10 protein-coding genes and 3 pseudogenes are annotated in these 16,227 nt (G+C 64.4%); 2 read left to right on the top strand and 11 right to left on the bottom strand.

The annotated features are described in order from the left end of the window. Positions 1-2 precede the first annotated feature (2 nt). The 11 genes and pseudogenes from CDO87_RS23840 to CDO87_RS23790 all read right to left on the bottom strand — a co-directional run. A pseudogene (locus CDO87_RS23840) lies at positions 3-2,174 on the bottom strand (strawberry notch-like NTP hydrolase domain-containing protein); the annotation flags it as partial. Positions 2,175-2,286: 112 nt separating this feature from the next. Then, positions 2,287-2,943: a DUF6927 domain-containing protein gene (locus tag CDO87_RS23835; protein WP_100931401.1), complete on the bottom strand. Its 657-nt coding sequence runs from the start codon at positions 2,941-2,943 to the stop codon at positions 2,287-2,289. A 99-nt stretch (positions 2,944-3,042) separates the two neighbouring features. Beyond that, positions 3,043-3,636, bottom strand: a complete 594-nt coding sequence (locus tag CDO87_RS23830; protein ID WP_100931400.1) for a regulator — start codon at positions 3,634-3,636, stop codon at positions 3,043-3,045. 70 nt (positions 3,637-3,706) lie between these two features. After that, the gene (locus CDO87_RS23825; protein ID WP_100931399.1) at positions 3,707-5,683 is read right to left on the bottom strand and encodes a ParB/RepB/Spo0J family partition protein; all 1,977 of its coding nucleotides are present in this window, start codon (positions 5,681-5,683) and stop codon (positions 3,707-3,709) included. A gap of 147 nt (positions 5,684-5,830) precedes the next feature. Beyond that, positions 5,831-6,220: a DUF3768 domain-containing protein gene (locus tag CDO87_RS23820; protein ID WP_100931398.1), complete on the bottom strand. Its 390-nt coding sequence runs from the start codon at positions 6,218-6,220 to the stop codon at positions 5,831-5,833. Between the two features lie 73 nt (positions 6,221-6,293). After that, positions 6,294-6,509 (bottom strand): annotated as a pseudogene (locus CDO87_RS23815) (zincin-like metallopeptidase domain-containing protein); the annotation flags it as partial. Between the two features lie 56 nt (positions 6,510-6,565). Beyond that, entirely contained in the window at positions 6,566-7,468 is a 903-nt protein-coding gene (locus CDO87_RS23810; RefSeq protein WP_100931396.1) for an ArdC family protein, read from the bottom strand. A 51-nt stretch (positions 7,469-7,519) separates the two neighbouring features. Continuing rightward, positions 7,520-9,736: an integrase gene (locus CDO87_RS23805; RefSeq protein WP_100931395.1), complete on the bottom strand. Its 2,217-nt coding sequence runs from the start codon at positions 9,734-9,736 to the stop codon at positions 7,520-7,522. After that, complete coding sequence (locus tag CDO87_RS23800; protein ID WP_100931394.1) at positions 9,733-11,520, bottom strand: hypothetical protein; 1,788 nt, start codon at positions 11,518-11,520, stop codon at positions 9,733-9,735. The genes CDO87_RS23805 and CDO87_RS23800 overlap by 4 nt, the downstream gene beginning before the upstream one ends. Beyond that, positions 11,517-12,866, bottom strand: coding sequence for a tyrosine-type recombinase/integrase (locus CDO87_RS23795; RefSeq protein WP_100931393.1), 1,350 nt, complete (start codon positions 12,864-12,866; stop codon positions 11,517-11,519). Before CDO87_RS23795 ends, CDO87_RS23800 begins: the two co-directional genes overlap by 4 nt. A gap of 174 nt (positions 12,867-13,040) precedes the next feature. After that, positions 13,041-13,766 (bottom strand): annotated as a pseudogene (locus CDO87_RS23790) (ArdC family protein); the annotation flags it as partial. A 431-nt stretch (positions 13,767-14,197) separates the two neighbouring features. Here CDO87_RS23790 and CDO87_RS23785 point away from each other — a divergent pair. Together CDO87_RS23785 and nadA are read left to right on the top strand one after the other, a co-directional pair. Further along, positions 14,198-14,515: a Dabb family protein gene (locus CDO87_RS23785; protein WP_100931392.1), complete on the top strand. Its 318-nt coding sequence runs from the start codon at positions 14,198-14,200 to the stop codon at positions 14,513-14,515. Positions 14,516-15,174: 659 nt separating this feature from the next. Continuing rightward, the gene (nadA, locus tag CDO87_RS23780) at positions 15,175-16,227 is read left to right on the top strand and encodes a quinolinate synthase NadA (RefSeq protein ID WP_100931391.1); all 1,053 of its coding nucleotides are present in this window, start codon (positions 15,175-15,177) and stop codon (positions 16,225-16,227) included.

Here is a 16,227-nt window from a genome sequence, read left to right as displayed (position 1 = left end):
CATAAGGTCCGGAAAGCCCCGGCATAGGCATCGTAGATCTCGATCTGGGCGGGTGTGAGCGCATGTTCGAGCACGTCGTACTCAACACCGTCGAAGCTGAGCACCCGCGCGGTGTAGAACCCGAGCGTCTTCAGGTCGCGCGCCACGACTTCCATCGCAGCAACGCCCCCGGCTTCCATCGCCGAGACGAAGCTTTCGCGGCTCGGGAAGGGATATTCGGGCCCCTGGCCCCAGAGCCCGAGGCGGGAGGCATAGGCCAGGTTCTGCACGCTGGTGGCTCCCGTCGCCGAGACATAGAAGACCCGGGCCCGGGGAGCCGCGAGCTGCAGACGCAGCCCGGCGAGGCCCTGCTGGGAGGGTTTGACCCCCCTGCCCTCGTCGGACCCGGCGGCGTTCTGCATGGCATGGGCCTCGTCGAAGGCCAGCACGCCGTCGAACCCGTCGCCCATCCAGTCGAGAACTTGGCTGAGCCGGGTCCTCCCGCATTTGCCCGCCGACCGCAGCGTCGCATAGGTCACGAAAAGGATGCCGTCGCCCATCGGAATGGGTTGATCTGGCTTCCATTTGGAGAGCGGCTGGATGTCGGCGGGCGAGCCGCCGAGATCGGTCCAGTCGCGGATCGCGTCCTCGATGAGCGTGGTGGACTTCGAAATCCAGACCGCCTTGCGACGACCTGCGAGCCAGTTCACCAGGATGAGACCGGCGCATTCCCGGCCCTTGCCGCAGCCGGTACCGTCGCCAAGGAAATAGCCGAGGCGGTAGGCACACGCTTCCGGATCATCGTCGGCGCGGGTCATCCGGGTCTGGTCCTGGTCAATGGTAAACCGCCCCGGCAGGTCGCGCGCGTGGGCATCGTTCGCCATGAGGATGGTCTCGAGCTGGGCCTCGGAGAGATGGCCCTCCTCGATCAGACGGCCGGGCAGGCGCAGATCAGCGGCGGCTTCGCCGTTGGGTGCCGGAGGGGCAACCGAGGCCATGGCTATACTCTCGACCAGGGGGGTCGGATGTTCCCGGGCACCCTCAATCTCGATCCGCTGCGGACGATAGCGGGCATAGATGTCGGAGACGGGCGTGTTCTCGCGGGGGGTGTCGAGGCAGGTGAAGGCCAGCGGGATGGCGGCATGCGATTTGGGTTTGGCAGACGCCGCTTGGGCGATTGGGCGCTGACGTGCAACAGGGACACCGACCCGGCGCGACCCAGTCCGAAACTGCGCACCGGTTTGGATCGAGGGAGTGGCAGTGCGGGTTGCGGCGATATCATCGATGATTTGGCGCGCCGCGTCCAGATCGTCGACCATGGCACGGACGATCTCGATCTCCTCCTGCACCTTGTCGAAGACCATGAGCTGGGTTTCGACGGTGGTGCCGAGTTTGCGGTAAACGTGGCCCGGAATAGTGAGCGCGAGACGGGGCTTTGCGATGGCCGAGGCCCGTGCCCAATGGGCCGCGTCTCGTTTTGGCGAAAATCCCATCGGCATGATCGCCGCGAGACGTCCGCCGGGTGCCAGCCGTTTGGCAGCGCCGATCAGATGTTTCGCCGCAATGTGCTTGTCGCGCGACCGATCGACCGATGAGGCGAAGGGCGGATTCATCACGATGACACCGGGAAGCTCGGGCACCGTCAGGAGATCATCAATATGTTCGGCGTCAAAGCCGGACACCTCGCCCCCGAACACCGCCTCGAGAAGCGCCCGACGGACGGGATCGATCTCGTTCAGCATCGGTTTGCCACCCGCGCAAACTGCAAAACCAGCCAGCGCGCCGGTGCCGGCCGAGGGTTCCAGAAAGGTCTCAGCGGGGCGAATGGCGGCTGCGCGTATTACCAGTGCCGCAAAGGGCAGCGGCGTAGAGAACTGTTGCAGGCGAATCTGTTGCTCGGAGCGCCGGGTCTCCGTCAGGAGCCGTGAGGCGAGCAATCTGGCCGTCGCGAGCGCGTCCGAACCGCTGTCCCGCATGATCGCCGTCACCGTGGCGGCCTGCATCAGGTCATAGGCCATGCGCCACGACCACGCGCCGCCGGCATCGCTACCGCCGAAACTCTCGCGCATGATCCGAGCGAGCGATGAGCTCTTGAGCGGTTGCTTCTCAATCTCGCTGCCGATCAGGCGAATGGCCTGCAGAAGCTGTGGTTTCGATGGGAAATCGCGTGCGAGTGCCGGGCTTCGGTTGTCCATATCGTCTGTCCTTTGAGTCAGGTTGTGGGTCCGACAGGACAGAAAGCCGCCTCAGCGCTTTCAAACGCGCGGAGGCGGCTCAAGGCTGAACAGATAGCGATGTTGCCGGCGGTCAGGAATCGTTCCCGGCGAAAAACTCGGCCAGAACCGGACTCGCCTCACTCTTCGCCGAGCCGAGGAGCTCGGACCCGGCGAGCAAGGCTTTCGACAGACGCACGAGGCCGCCTGTCTCCTCGATGCGGTAGCAGCGACGCTTTTGCCCTCCGCGCCGGTAATGGGTGGCGGTCACGATCTGGCAGGTGCTGCCATCGCTCAGCGTGACCGGCGCAGCGAGCTTGATTCTGTCGCCCTCTTCGTAGTCCAGGATCGCCGCCCAATCCCGGCAGCGCTGACGCCAGGCATGGGCATAGCTGTCGGGATCCTTCAGCTCAGACAGTAGGGCAAGGAGGCTAAGAGACGCTCGCGACTCCACCGGCCCGGCACCCTCCTCCATGTCCTTGTAGCCCCAGCAGCCGTCGTCGTAGCGCGTCAGGAACACAGCGCCGAAGGTGATCGATCCGTCGTCGTCGGTGGCGTAGGTCGCGTCTTCCACTGGCGAGTCATTGATATTGGTGATTTTTGCAGCGGCATACCAGGTCGACCCGACCTTGCAGGCCTTGAGCAGCACTGTCTTGCGCGTATCCGTTTCGAACGTGCAAAGCCGGGCGATTTCTGCCTTCTCGTCCGCGTAGGTTTTGACGCGACGGTCGGTGTAGAAAAGCCAGCCCATTTCAGAGTCCTTTCTCTTGAAGGGAATTGTTGGTCGCCAATGTCCCGAGAGCGCGAAGCGCGGTAGGGTATTGGCGACGCGATTGTGAGAAAGGGCGCGTTACGCCGCCCTCTGATCATCGATCTCGAAGAGCGCATCGAGCGGCACCCGGTAAGGCAGCATCTCGTCGAAGTCCTCGCAATTGCCACTGTTCTGCACAATGGCGTGGGTGTCACTGGCGTCCTTCAGGATCACCCGGAACGTCCCGCCGAGACCGGAGGGGACATCATAGATGCCGCCGATCAGATAGTCGGCGGCGCGGCGCAGGAAGACGCGGATCGTGTGGCCGTCAGTGGCCAGCCGGATGATGTCATGACCGCGGTCGATGAGCATCTGCACGTCATCGAGAATGTCAGTGTAGAACTGGCCGGTCAGATCGCGAAACGCCGCCTGCCGGGCCGCCATCCAGTCCGGATCGCGGAAAGGGTTGATGCCCTCGGCGAAGGCGTAGGAGGGATCGGCGCGTTCAGTGGTGACGATCCGCGTCGTCGTGCCGTCGATCCCGTTTGAGCGCAGATGGACGCCATTTCCGACGATCAGGATCAGGGCGGGTTTGCCGACCGGCCCGTTCCAGTTGGGCAGGAAGGTGGAACAGCCGCGCGCATGCGCGATCTGCGCCGCGACGCTCGCCGCGGTGAAGCTGAGAAGGGACATGGGATTTACCTGTAGGTAGGAGGGAGGGGTGCGACCCGCGCCTAAGTTTCGGCGCGGGTCGCCTGCTCGATCAAGCCGCTTCAGCGACCCCGGTTTCGTCTTCGGGCGCCTCGGCCTCGCTGGCATCAACCGGCTCGACACCCGCCGTCTGCATCATCGGCGGGCACCAGGCGGCGACCGCCGCCCGCTGCGCATCTGTCAGCGTTGCGAAGGGCTCGGCGAAAAGCTTGTCGCAGAATTCGACGACTTGCTTCTTGGTCGAAGAGGCCAATGTCACCGCCTCCTGTGCGAGCCCCAACTCCTCACCGAGAATCTTCAGAAGCCAGGCCTTCTTGAAGCGGTTGAAAAGCGCCGCGTTCGGCGTCCAGTGCGCCCGGATGTCCGGCATGACCTCGATCTCGAAATCATGCATCAGGCTGTCGCGCTGCCGGTCCCGTGCGAAACAGGATTGCGTGGTCGCCGCCGTGGCATAGGCCACGAGTTTCGCCTTCTCGCGCGCATCGAGCGCCCGGAAGAGCGCGAACTGGTCGGCGGGAGATTTCGCGTCATTGGCCCAGGAGAGGTCGAGCGCGTCATGAGCCTCGGCCACCTGTTCGAGCGAGGTGCCGTCGATCTCGTCCATCTTCGCGTGACTGCGATATTCCTGGCGCGCATCGACCTTGATCGCCTGGGTGACGCCCATGCCGTGGTCCAAAACGTCGGTGACGAGCTTGAAGAGTGTGAGGTCGAGTGTGGCCTCCGGATGCATCGCCATGGCCGCGCCGAGCGCCATCGCGCGTTCGGTCTTCAGATCCTCGGTCAGCGAGGCGGGATAGGTGATCTCATCACTATCCGCCGTGCCTTTCTCGCCCGACGCGGTGGAAGCAGCCTTGCCGGAGCTCTCCGCCTTGTCTTCAGGGCGCACCATCCCGACATGCAGGGAGATCTTGCCATGCGACCAGGAGGCGATCACGCCGGAGCGCGCAAGATCCTCAGCGCTATAGGCCTCCTGTAGGTCCCGCGCCTCGGCCTCCAGCGCGTCCACGCGTTCGTAGAGTTCATTGTACGCCTCGTCCTCGAGCTCCTCGTTCTCCATCTCGCGCTCGAGTTTCTCAAGCTCGGCGGTGATCGCGTCCAAGCGCTTCTGGCCCTTCTCGTCGGGTTCGACCGGACCCGGATAGACCCGGCCATAGTCTGCCATGGCGGCATAGTCGTACTGGATCACCGCATCGGCCCAGGCAAAGCCGATCTCTGCCCGCGCCTCTTCGGCGGCAGCGGCGAGTTTTTCCAGCAGGATCGTCTCGACCAGCGCGGAATCCTCCAGCACGGAATGCTCGTCCAGGAGATCGGCCGCGATGGCACCACCCCGCGCCTCGTAGTCTTTCCGCACGAAGGCACCGATATCGTCGCTGACCTGTACGCCGCGCGACTTCAGCGCATTCCGGACGGTATAGGCCTGGACATAGTTGTCCTCTTTGGTGAGCGCCTCGAAGACCTCGCGTTGCACCTCCTGGCTCGGGTGATCGGCGAAGGCCTTCATCGTGTCGAGCGTAATCGATTTGGCGCGGGCCGCGGCGCGGATGTCGGGATGGATGAGCCCGTAGCGCAGCCGGCCTTTCACGGCGGCCACGGTCGTGCCAAAAGTCCTGGCGATGGTCTCGGGCGTCTGGCCGTCGACCTCCATCATCCGCGCGAAGGCCTCGAACTCGTCGATGGCGTTCATGGGCGCCTGGGTGATGTTCTCGGCCAGCGACAGCGCGGTGGTCACATCGCAATCGTCCGGGACCAGGCGGCAGTCGATCTTGGTACGGTTGGTGAACCCCTTGGCGGTCTTGTCCGCGACGAGCTCGAGGAGCGCCGCGTGCCGCCGGCCGCCGGCGAGAACGCCGAACTTGCCATCGATCTTCTGGACGAGCAGCGGCTGCAGGAGCCCCAGCACAGCGATGCTGGCCTTCAGATGCGCGATGTTCTCGGGGGCATAGGTTTCGGGGGAGTTGGTCCGCACGTTCGCGGGATGGGTGACGAGATCGCCGATGGCGACGGAAACGGGTTTGAACGCTTGTGTCATGAGATGTCCTTCTATGGGTTCTGCGCCACCCGGACGTCCCGGGCGGCCTCACCGATCCCCGGATCCGGGAACCAACAGGACAAAAGGCCCGCATTCCCTTTCATGGGGTCAGCGGGCCTTTCACTGCTCGGCAGGCTTGGCCCGCCCTTACCAGTCGCGCGCCATCATGACGGTCAGCACGCGCATGGTGGTCTTGGGGTTGTCGGGGGTCTCGGCACCGTATCGGAAGTCAGAGTCGGCCTCGAACATGTCGATTTTCCAGAACACGGTCTCACCGCGGATCGTGACCGCCCCGAAATCGTGCCAGCCCTCGGGATCGTTCTCAGGCTCGAAGGTCTCGAACGCCCCCGTGGCTTTCACCGCCTCCGCCATGAAACCGTCTCCGGCCTCCATGAGCGAACGGGTGACATGCATGCGCCCTTGGATCGGTTGATCCGGCGCGATGCCGAGACAGGCAAGCCTGCGGAAGGCGTCGTTCTGTGCGGCGATGGTGGCGGCGTCGGGCGGGGAGATCTCGGCGGGTTCAGGATTGCTCATGGGTCTGTCCTTTCCGGATGGGTTGAAACCACCTGACCCGAAGCCTTCTTTCCCTTTGCTCAGAGACATTCCCTCACGCGGCCCGATCGGCATCCTCCACCCTGCCCGCCTTCGACCGGGCGATCAGATAGTCGCAGGCGCGCTGCGCGTCCGCCGCATGCTTGAAGATCGCATTGGTATCCGAGCGCAAGACCCGGAGCCAGTTGTAGAGATAGGCGGCATTCATCTCGAGCGTATGCGCCGTGAAGCCGAGCTGTTGGCCGAGGAAACAGGACGTCAGCTCGGCAATATATCCTGACAGTCCAGCCCCATTCTGAAATTTTTCGGCAATGAGAACGGTTTTGGTCATGCCGCTACCTCCTCTGCATGGGGCTGCTGCGCATGCATCCAGTCGGCCGCCTGCTGCGCCTTGCTGGCGGCGGTGAAGATGGCCTTGGGGTCGTCTTTCAGGACCTTGAGCCACGAGGCAATATAGGCGGCATGATCGGGGCGCGGATGGTGGGCGACCCCGAGGTCTGCCAAGACGAGCCCGCTGAGAATTTCCACGCAGCATTCTTCGGCGGCATAGGCGGCCGAACCAAAGCGACCGGAAAGATCGCGGTCGAGCCTGTGCTTTGCGCCACTGGCGTGACCATTCTCGTGTAGCCAGACACCGTAGAACGACGCGGCATCGCGAAACGAAGTGAACGGCGGCATGAACACGGTGTCGGCCGACGGGCGGTAATAGGCTTCCGATCCACCGAACTCCGTCTTGACGCCCAGGTTTGTGATGAACGCTTCCGCATGGGCAAGGCGTTCAGCCTCGGGCAGCACAGGGGTCGCCGGGCGCTCGTACCCGTCCACTTGAGCGATGTTGAAGACAGAAAATGCGCGGGCGAACATCCGTCGATGCCCGTCATCATCGTCTTCGTCGTCGGCCTGCTGGGAAACCTTGATCTCCCTCCACAAGACGACCGTGGTGGAGCGTTCTCCTTTACGCACCTGCGCGCCGGCATCCTGCCATTGCTTGTACGTTCCCCAGATACCGTCGCCATATCCGGCGGCAAAGCCCGTGGCCCAGAGCGCCAAAGTGTTTATGCCGCGATAGCGCTTGCCGGATGAAACGTTGGTCGGACGCGCGATGCTGCTCCCGTCGTGGAACCAGGGCGCACGCCAGTCGCCGGTGCCTGCCTCGATGGCGGCGATGATCTCGGTGGTGATACGGTTATAAACATCGGCGCGCCCGGCCGATGAGGAAGAGCGGGACATGACAGGTCTCCAGGACGGGCGGAGCAGGCCTCTCCCGCTCTCCTCATCCCGTCACTCACCCCGATCCCAAGCTCCCTCTCCCTTTACCGCCGCCCGAACGGGCGGCGTCGCGCCCTCGGGCGCGATCCGGGCCAGCACACCCTCGATCCGGTCAACTTCCTGCTGGAGCGCGGCCCGCTGCAATCCGGGCAGCCGCTTCTCGCGCAGCAACATGCGTGCCTCATCAGCACTTCGCTCCCAGACGGGCCTGTGATGTTCCGCGATGCAGGCGTTCGGGCAGCGGGTCGGTTCACAAAGCGCTGTCAGCGGGCGGTCTGCCGCGGCATCCGTCACGCGCTTGAGGCACAGGGCGGTTGCCGGATCGAAGAAGCAATCGGCAAGCGGTCCGACATGCAGGGTGCGGGCCAGACTGGCGAGCATGATGCGCAGACGGGACCGGTCCGCGATCATCGGCGGCAATGGCCCGAGCTCGGTGGCTGTCTCGTCGAGGGTACGCGCGACACGAGGACCGGCCGGCCCGCCAAGGTCAGCCCCGCCGCGCCGCCTGTCGAAATACTCGAGCAGATCGTCGATCTGACCGAGCCGGCGCTGCGCCTCGACCTCGGCGCGGAAACCCGAGGCGCTGCTACCCGCGTAGCCTTCGAACGCGGCGACGGATGCATGCTTGTACTGGATCATGCCGGCCACCGTTCCGAAGGGACGGTTGGCGATGTGCCATGCGATCGTGCGACGAAACTGGCGGGTTGTGATCCGCCAGGGCTTACCGTCCGGCCCGGGCGGTATGGCGGGCGCCTCTTCCGTCCCGAACAGCCTGTTCAGGTGGTCACGATAGGCGTTGATCTGGCGCACGATCTCGGCGGAGACGTGCGGTTTGCTACTTCGCGTCACTGACAGCACGGGCCAGAGCGTATCGAGACCATGGGCAACAGCCGCGCGCCGGGTCAACTGTTCGAGCACCCCGATCGCATGAGCGACGGGCTCGATGGTCACCCACTCCGCCGACGCTCCCCGGGCCCCCTTTCCCTTGTACGCAGTGGAACGGACGCGGTGTCGTGACACGGTGCCATCCTCGCTGCGCGCAAGCGTCAGGCATCCCCGGCGCATCGCCTGCACCTCGCAATCGCGCATACCGGTCAGATAGGCGCAGACCACGTAGGCCGCTGCCTGCAGCATGCGCTCTTCCAGGACGAGGGATTTGGCATCGAAGCGGTGCCGCCATGGCCGGCCGAGATCGGCATCGACCGAGATCGGCGTATCCATGCCGCCGGGTTCGATCCCGATATCCGCGATGGCGGCAGCGATGAGATCGGACGCGCCGCCGGCGAGAGCGAGATGCATCGCCGGCTCCCTGGCGGCATCGACGCCTGCGTGAAGATGCAGAAGCTGCACGTTGACGACGGGCAGAAGCTCCCCGCTTACCGGATCGACGGATGCGGAACCGTTGGGCGGGCTAGCCCAGACCGGCACGCCCCGACCCTGCCGCGCGCGGGACCGGAAATAGCGCGCCAGTCGCTGCCGTTGCCGGCGGCGGCGCTCCGTATGCGGCAATCCCTGTTCCGCAACGAAGAGCCGGGCGCGGCGCGCTTCGAGCCGGGAAAGCTCACGCCGGGCGGCGAGAATGTCCCCTGCGAATACCGTGATGTAGCGCAGCGACCATGCCAGAAGCGGCGCAATGATCGGCTCGGGGATGCGCGGGGTCCGGTTCTCGGGAACATGACGATAGCCCGCGACGCGCGCGGGTGGCCGCCCGTCCCACGGTTCGAACGACAAGCCGCCGCCGGGAAGGTGCTCGCGGTAGAGATAGAAGTCGATGACGACCTCGAGAAGCTGCCCGACAATGACGGGCCGCCTTGCCGGGTCCTCTCGGAGATGCCGCGCATAGGCGTCGATCAGCGGAGGATCAATGCGGGCAAGGTCCAGCGCGCCCAATCGTTCGCGGACGAAGCCGAAGAAGCGCCGCGCCCGGTTGAACGCCTGCCGCACGCAGCTGGGCGGCAGCTTCGGACGATGGCCGGGAAGGTCGACATTGAGACGCGCATAGAGATAGGCGCGCATCATTGCCTGCACATCGGCATCTTCGAGCACGTCGAAATGCACGGTGACGTGGCAGCGCCGGGCGTTCTCGCGGAAGACGGCCGGACCCAGATCCCAGCTTGGATCGCCGACGCGTGACAGGTCCTCGCGAGCATGGCCCGGCATGAGCGGCGCGCACGCCAGCACGGGCCGATCGTCGAACGCGGGAGCGCGGGCAAGGGCGGGCGCGGTCATGCGCGCGCCTCGGGCGGCAGATAGAGGCGCTCCTCCCCGGCGCGTAACCGCGCTTCGGCGACAACGGCATCGGAAAACGCGGGCAAGATCTGATGGACGATCCGGGCATGAACCTGCCCGAACTTGACCATCCAGTCGGGACCGGGAAGCCCCTGCCGCTGGTCTTCGACGAAGGACAGGAAGGCCATGATCGCGGGGAGCTTGCGGGCGGTGATGACGGCGTTGGGGCAATGGAGGCATCCCCAGAACGGCTGCTGGCATGGCGAGCCGGCCTCGGCGAAGGGGCTGCTATGGAACCCCGCGCAGGCGGCGAGCCAGAGATCCTGCTCCCCATCGAGAATGGAACCGACCGCATCCGGCGGCATCAGCGGCCCGGCCTGTTCGGGCGCTTCGCGCAGCGTCTTCTCGGCTGCTGGCGCGAGGATGGTCGGCATCGCGGCGACGACAGCGTCGCGGAAGGCATCGGCGACGGTGGCCTCGTGCAGGGGCCGCAGCGATGGCAGATCGGCGTAGTGGCGCGCCGCGACCTCGGGCGTGTGGCCGACCGCGAAGCGGGCGATGTACCCCTCGGTTTTGGTGTACCACAGCGCCTTGTGGGTTTTGCGAAGCCGGGACAGCAGAAGATGGAGCGGCTTGCCGTCCTCATCGACAATCCGGTGCCGTGCCACCCAGGCGTCGAGGCGTTCGCGCGGATGACGGATGCCGGCATGGAGACCGCCGACGTTGTGGTAAACCCAGAGACAATCGGTGGGCAGATGCTGACGGGCGACGGTCGTAATCTCGATCAGCCGGCGGAGAAGGCCACCCGGCGTGCCGAGGCCGCCGTCGCGCACGCGCATGCTCTTGTGCCCGGCGGCGCCGGCGCGCCGCTTCAGGTATCGCAGTTCGACGGTTCCGGCGGAGGGATTGGCCAGGCAATCGACCGTCAGCGCCTTCAGGCATTCCGGCTCGAGGCCGGTATCGAGAGCAAGCAGCACGAGCAATGGCGGCAGATCGGTGACGTGCAGATGATGTCTGCGATGCAGGTCGTCGATCAGCGTGCTGATCGGCAAGCCGCGCCGCAAGCGCATGAAATAGAGACGGCGCAGCTCGACGCTCTCGGTCCGAACGGCTCCATCGCGCGCGATGAGAGCTTCGACATCGGCCCGCGCTCCTCCAATGACCGGATCGCCCTCATCGGTCCGATCCTCGGCGCCGATCCGGCGGAATATCGCTTCCACGTCCGTACGGGCCGCGTCGCGCAGCGCGCGGGCGACGAAGGGACTGTAGGCATCACGCGGGGTCGAGCGTCCCGCCGAGGTTGCCATTGTATAACGCAACCGCTCATGAAGGTCGGGCGTGATACTGTCGGGCCGATCCGCCTCTATCGCACGCAGCGTATTGACGATCTTGCTGACCGTCACATGCCGGTAGATAGCGCCCATTCCCCCGCGTTCGAGTGCCGATGCGAAACCGTCGACATGGGCTGCGCGCATGTCTTCGGGCCCGTCCACTTCCCCCGCCTCATCGGAAAGCCAGGTGAAGAAACGGCGATAGGAGTTTACATACTGTTTGATGACGCTGGCCGCACCGATCGGGCCGCCGAGCGCGGCCGACCGGCGCAACGCGCTGGCAAAGGCGATAGCGAGCGGACGAGGATCGAGATTGGTCATGTCAACCTGGACGGTCCCGCCATGCCGCGCCTCGATGACGAATCTGAGGCCGAGCACCGGATCGGGCTTGGCTCGCTCCGGCGTGACGCGCGCGAAAGCAACGGGCCTGCCCTTGCGGCGACGCCCGCTCATGCGCCCTGCGGTCCCGGCAGCAGTGCCAGCAACTCCTCGACCGCCGAATCCACCGTATCGGCGCGGGTCGCGATATGGTCGAGATAGATATAGGTGGTGGCGAGACTCGCGTGGCCGAGCAGGCGTTGCACCTGCTGCAGCGGGTCGCCCAGGATCAGCCGGTAGCTCTCCATCGGCCCCGCCGGCAATGCGGCTTCGCGCAGACGCTCCTGGATCAGCAAAGCGAGCATATGGACCGCGAAGGTGTGGCGCAGCTGGTGCGGGCTGATCGACAACGAGAAACCATAGTCTCTACAGCGCTTGCAGGCGCGGGCGAAGATCACCTCCCAGGAATTGGGTCGAACGGGCTGTCCGACCTCGGTCAGCCATAGCGCCGCGGGCTCGCGCGGCGTTCCGTTCTCGTTGCACAGGATCAGACGGCATCGTTCCTCTGGCGTGCAGACATCGCGCATGCGGTCGAGACCGGCGTCGGTGATATGGATCGGCCGGTCAAAGCGCGCCGCGCCATTGCGCGCGACGAATTTGGCCGCGCCTGCCGCGCGCTCGACATCGATATAGGCCGCGATCTGACGAAGCAGCCGGCGTGGGACCAGAACACTTCGTCCGCGATCGCCCTTGGTGAGCGGCGGCGGCAGGCGCAACCAGAGCTGCCGGTTCTCATCGCCGTCCGGAACAATGACCGCGAGATCACCGGCGAGCAGACCTGAGGCTTCTTCCAGTCGCAAACCTGTCGTGACGAGCAGATCGGCGAAAAGCACGTTGCGCAATCCGTTCCTATCACGTGCGCCGGGGCGTTCGCTGCCGTCAGGCGCGAGGCCGCGCAGACCGACCTCGCGGAAGATGCGGTAGTCGTCCATCGTGACGAACCGGACATCCGACCGCTTCGCAACACGTTCATAGGCGTCGTTGCGCGCGGCGATCATTCCGCGACGTCCACCCTGCGCCGGTCGCCACACGGCACGACGGTTGAACGGTGCCTCGGCGATCAGCCCTTGCCGCTCGCCCCAGCGATAGAGGCGATCAAGGCTGGCGACGGCCCTGTTCCAGCTTGCCGCCGTGATCCGCTGACCGGCATCGCCGCGCCGACGCGCACGATGATAAGCCTCGACATCGTCGCGGGTCGCAGCCCATACGGTCTTGCCGCAAGCATCGAGAAAGCGAAGCCAGACTGTCACATCATAGGCCTGGGCGCGAAGCGAATGCCGCGATCGAATCCCCGATAGCGGCAGGTCGAGGAAGAAGCGATCCAGATCGGGGTCGTAGAGCGCGTCGCCGCGCAGGATCAACGGCACATGCGCGTCGAGACCCCCGGCCTCGCGACGCTCGCAAACATAAATAATCGACACCAGCGCAAAACCCTCCCCATGCCCCCACCCGGTGCACGCTTCGGCCCGGCAGTTCTCAGGCTGGCCGCCGCCAGCTCTTTGGTAAGCGCGGCGGCCAGCCTGAAAACTGCCTACCGTCGACGCCTGTCACCCATCCTACGGCAAGGTGGCATGCGGTGCAGACTGTCAAGATAACGCCACGATTTCTTCGCGCGCGTAGGCCGTGTTTCCGAACCGGGACAGGCCATAGTTGCGGTTCAGGCGATGCGGCGCCTTGGTCGCATGAGAACATTCGTGCGCCCAAACACCGTAAAAGTTCCGCGGGTCCTGAAACCGTGAGATGGGAGGCATGTAGACCTTGTCGACAGCCGGCATGTAATAGGCCTCGTCGCCCGCGAATACGGTGGTGATGTCGATGGCCTCGAAGAAGGCCTGCATATGCGGGATCGGCTCTGCGATCGGATGATCCGGCACGGGCTCGGGGTCCGGATGAAAACTGTCCGGGAGCCCTTCGATCTGACAAGCGTTGAAGACCCGGTAGGATTTCTGGAAACGGAAGACGCGGGCGTCGTCGGTCTCGTCATCGTCGGACGCGTCATCCCCCTCCCCCTGTTTCCGACTCTGTCCGTAATAGATCACCAGGGAGGATTTCTCGCCTTTGCGGATCCTGGCGTCCAGGGCGTTGGCCTGTGGCATCGTCATCCAGAATGGCGAGCCGTAGCCCGCCATCGTTGTCCGCATGGTCAGCAGGAAGTTGTTGACGCCCTGGTAGGGCGCGCCGCTCACCCGCAGAGGCCGGGAGCTGCCACCCGCCGTCCAGGGCTTGCGCCACGGCAGGACTCCGCGTTCGATGATGCGAATGAGTTCGTTTGTGATCGACGCGGCGGCGTCGAATTTGGGTTTAGATTTGGATTTGGCCATGGGTGGTCTCCGATGTCAGAAGGAGCGCACGGCAACCGCGCGCGGACCGGAGAACGGTTTTGGAAAGTAACCCTTCGGTGAGGTGGCGGGCCCCCTGCGGAACTCTGCCAGACCCCTTTCCTCATTCTCCGGATCCGCCAGGACCCAAAGCCTGCTTTGACTTTCCGGGACCCGGTCGCACAGCGGCTAAATCAACCGTCAGAACGCGGACCGCCCGCCCGGATCCGAACCTGGTGTCCCCGCATAAAGTCCTTCAGTTCAACGAAAGTCTTCCCTCATACATCGGTCGTTTCTCAGGCGAAACGTGACGATGGCGGGCCGATGGGGTTGCGGTGTCGGGCCGAAACCTTAGAAGGGCAACCGCGCGAGGCGCGTGGTTCCCAGCATGAGGCTTGGGGCCAGCTCCCACCACTGAACACCCGGAGTATTCAATGATCCGCCATGTCGTTTTCTTCACTGTTCCGAACGACGGCAACCTCGACACTGTCCGAAAGGGACTGCAGCTCCTGACGCAGATTCCCAATGCGAAGCACCTCGAGATCGCTCTGAACCGCAAGACGGATCCGGCCAGCAAGGAGATCGACGTGGTCGTCTACGGAGAGTTCGTGGATGACGAGGCGCTGGCCGCCTACAAGGCGCACGAGATCTATGCCGAATCCATTCGGCGTGTGAAACCGCTGCGCGAAATGCGCCTTGCAGCGGATTACGACACCGCTCGGGCCTTCGTAGCTCCTGATGACGAGGCCTAACCTCCTGACGTGATCTCGCAAGATCAGGCTGGGTGCGGTCGACCTTTTGCTGCGCGCCGATCTTGCCGACACCGAGATGCGGTTCGCTGCACCTCACGAATTAATCCGCGCCGACGATGCTGACGAGGTGCCACGCGCCCAGGACCAGATGGAACGCGCGCGGGCCGCAGGCAAGTGGTGCGCGGGCTACTTGAGCTACGAGACAGGCTATGGCCTCGATCCGCGCAATTCAGTGCCTGCGCGCGCTGGAGGGACGTCCGCGTGACATCGACTGCGGGGCCATCGAATTCATAGGTCCTTCTGGCCTGATGCGCGGCAATGTCGCCATCCGTCCGCAACCTCGCTTTCCAAAAGGGCGATGAGGCCATTTTCAACGTGTGTGGCGGCATCCTGTTCGATTCCGAGGTCAGTTCGGAATACGATATTGTCCCCTGAAGTCGCGACTCGCGACCGGAGCGGCCTTGGAACCCTGGTCAGACGCTTAGACGTGGGACTGGGACCTCCAGCCTCCTGAAAATGTTAGCGTATGCAATTTATGTGGCGCGCTCCCTCAAGCTTGCCCTTGCGTCATCCACCAATTAGATACCCATCAGCCGACGCCCTCCGCGTGCGGCCGCGCCCTTTGCGGCGGCCCGAATTGACCCGAGGAGTTGCCGCACTTGCTGGACCAGATCGCGCTGCGCGCCGAACTCGCCGATCACTACGATCTTTCCCCTTCCACCGGCATCGCAGCCGCGACTGCCGAAATCTATGCGCGCATGGACCGTGTCGTGACGCCCCCCGACTGGGCGATCTATGCGCCCTACGTGGCGGCGATCAACAAGTTGAAGAAGGATCGCAACGCGGTCATCCTGGCGCATAACTACATGACGCCCGAGATCTATCACGGCATCGCGGACGTGGTCGGCGACAGCCTTCAGCTGGCAATCGAGGCGACCAAGGTCGAGGCCCACATGATCGTTCAATGCGGTGTGCATTTCATGGCCGAGACGTCCAAGATCCTAAACCCCTCCAAGACGGTGCTGATCCCCGACATGGAGGCAGGCTGTTCGTTGGCCGAAAGCATCACCGCCGAGGGCATCGCCCAGATGCGCGCACAATATCCCGGCGCGCCCGTCGTCACCTATGTGAACACCACGGCCGAGGTGAAGGCCGCGTCCGACATCTGCTGCACCTCGTCGAACGCGGTGCAGATCGTGCGCGGGCTGGATAGTGACACCGTCATCATGACACCGGACAAATATCTGGCGCAGAACATCGCCAACCTGGTGCCGGAAAAGAACATCGTGTGGTGGGATGGGGCCTGCATCGTGCACGAACAATACACCGCGCAGGACCTGAAGGATTTCCGCGAATGGAACCCCGGCACGCGGATCATCGCGCATCCCGAATGCCCGCCCGACGTTGTGGCCGAAGCGGATTTTTCCGGCTCGACCAGCGGGATCATCAACTATGTCACTCAGCAACGGCCCGAAAAGGCGATGCTGGTGACGGAATGCTCCATGGCGTCCAACATCTCGGACGCGCTTCCGGATGTGGATTTCGTCGGCCCCTGCAACATGTGCCCCTACATGAAGAAGATCACGCTGGAAAAGGTGCTGTGGTCGCTCCACACCATGGAAGGCGCGGTCGAGGTTGACCCACAGATCGCCGACAAGGCCCGTGTCGCCGTGCAGCGCATGATCGACCTCTCTGCCAAGATGGCCGGCTAG

Origin of the sequence: Sagittula sp. P11, assembly GCF_002814095.1 — a bacterium.
In the GTDB taxonomy this organism is placed as follows: domain Bacteria; phylum Pseudomonadota; class Alphaproteobacteria; order Rhodobacterales; family Rhodobacteraceae; genus Sagittula.
Note: the sequence above shows the minus strand (reverse complement) of the source record. Positions and strands in the feature narration are given on the sequence as shown.

Excerpts from the sequence above, each read along its gene's own strand:
- CDO87_RS23835 (WP_100931401.1), bottom strand. The coding sequence starts at position 2,943 with ATGGGCTGGCTTTTCTACACCGACCGTCGCGTCAAAACCTACGCGGAC.
- CDO87_RS23830 (WP_100931400.1), bottom strand. The coding sequence starts at position 3,636 with ATGTCCCTTCTCAGCTTCACCGCGGCGAGCGTCGCGGCGCAGATCGCG.
- CDO87_RS23825 (WP_100931399.1), bottom strand. The coding sequence starts at position 5,683 with ATGACACAAGCGTTCAAACCCGTTTCCGTCGCCATCGGCGATCTCGTC.
- CDO87_RS23820 (WP_100931398.1), bottom strand. The coding sequence starts at position 6,220 with ATGAGCAATCCTGAACCCGCCGAGATCTCCCCGCCCGACGCCGCCACC.
- CDO87_RS23810 (WP_100931396.1), bottom strand. The coding sequence starts at position 7,468 with ATGTCCCGCTCTTCCTCATCGGCCGGGCGCGCCGATGTTTATAACCGT.
- CDO87_RS23805 (WP_100931395.1), bottom strand. The coding sequence starts at position 9,736 with ATGACCGCGCCCGCCCTTGCCCGCGCTCCCGCGTTCGACGATCGGCCC.
- CDO87_RS23800 (WP_100931394.1), bottom strand. The coding sequence starts at position 11,520 with ATGAGCGGGCGTCGCCGCAAGGGCAGGCCCGTTGCTTTCGCGCGCGTC.
- CDO87_RS23785 (WP_100931392.1), top strand. The coding sequence starts at position 14,198 with ATGATCCGCCATGTCGTTTTCTTCACTGTTCCGAACGACGGCAACCTC.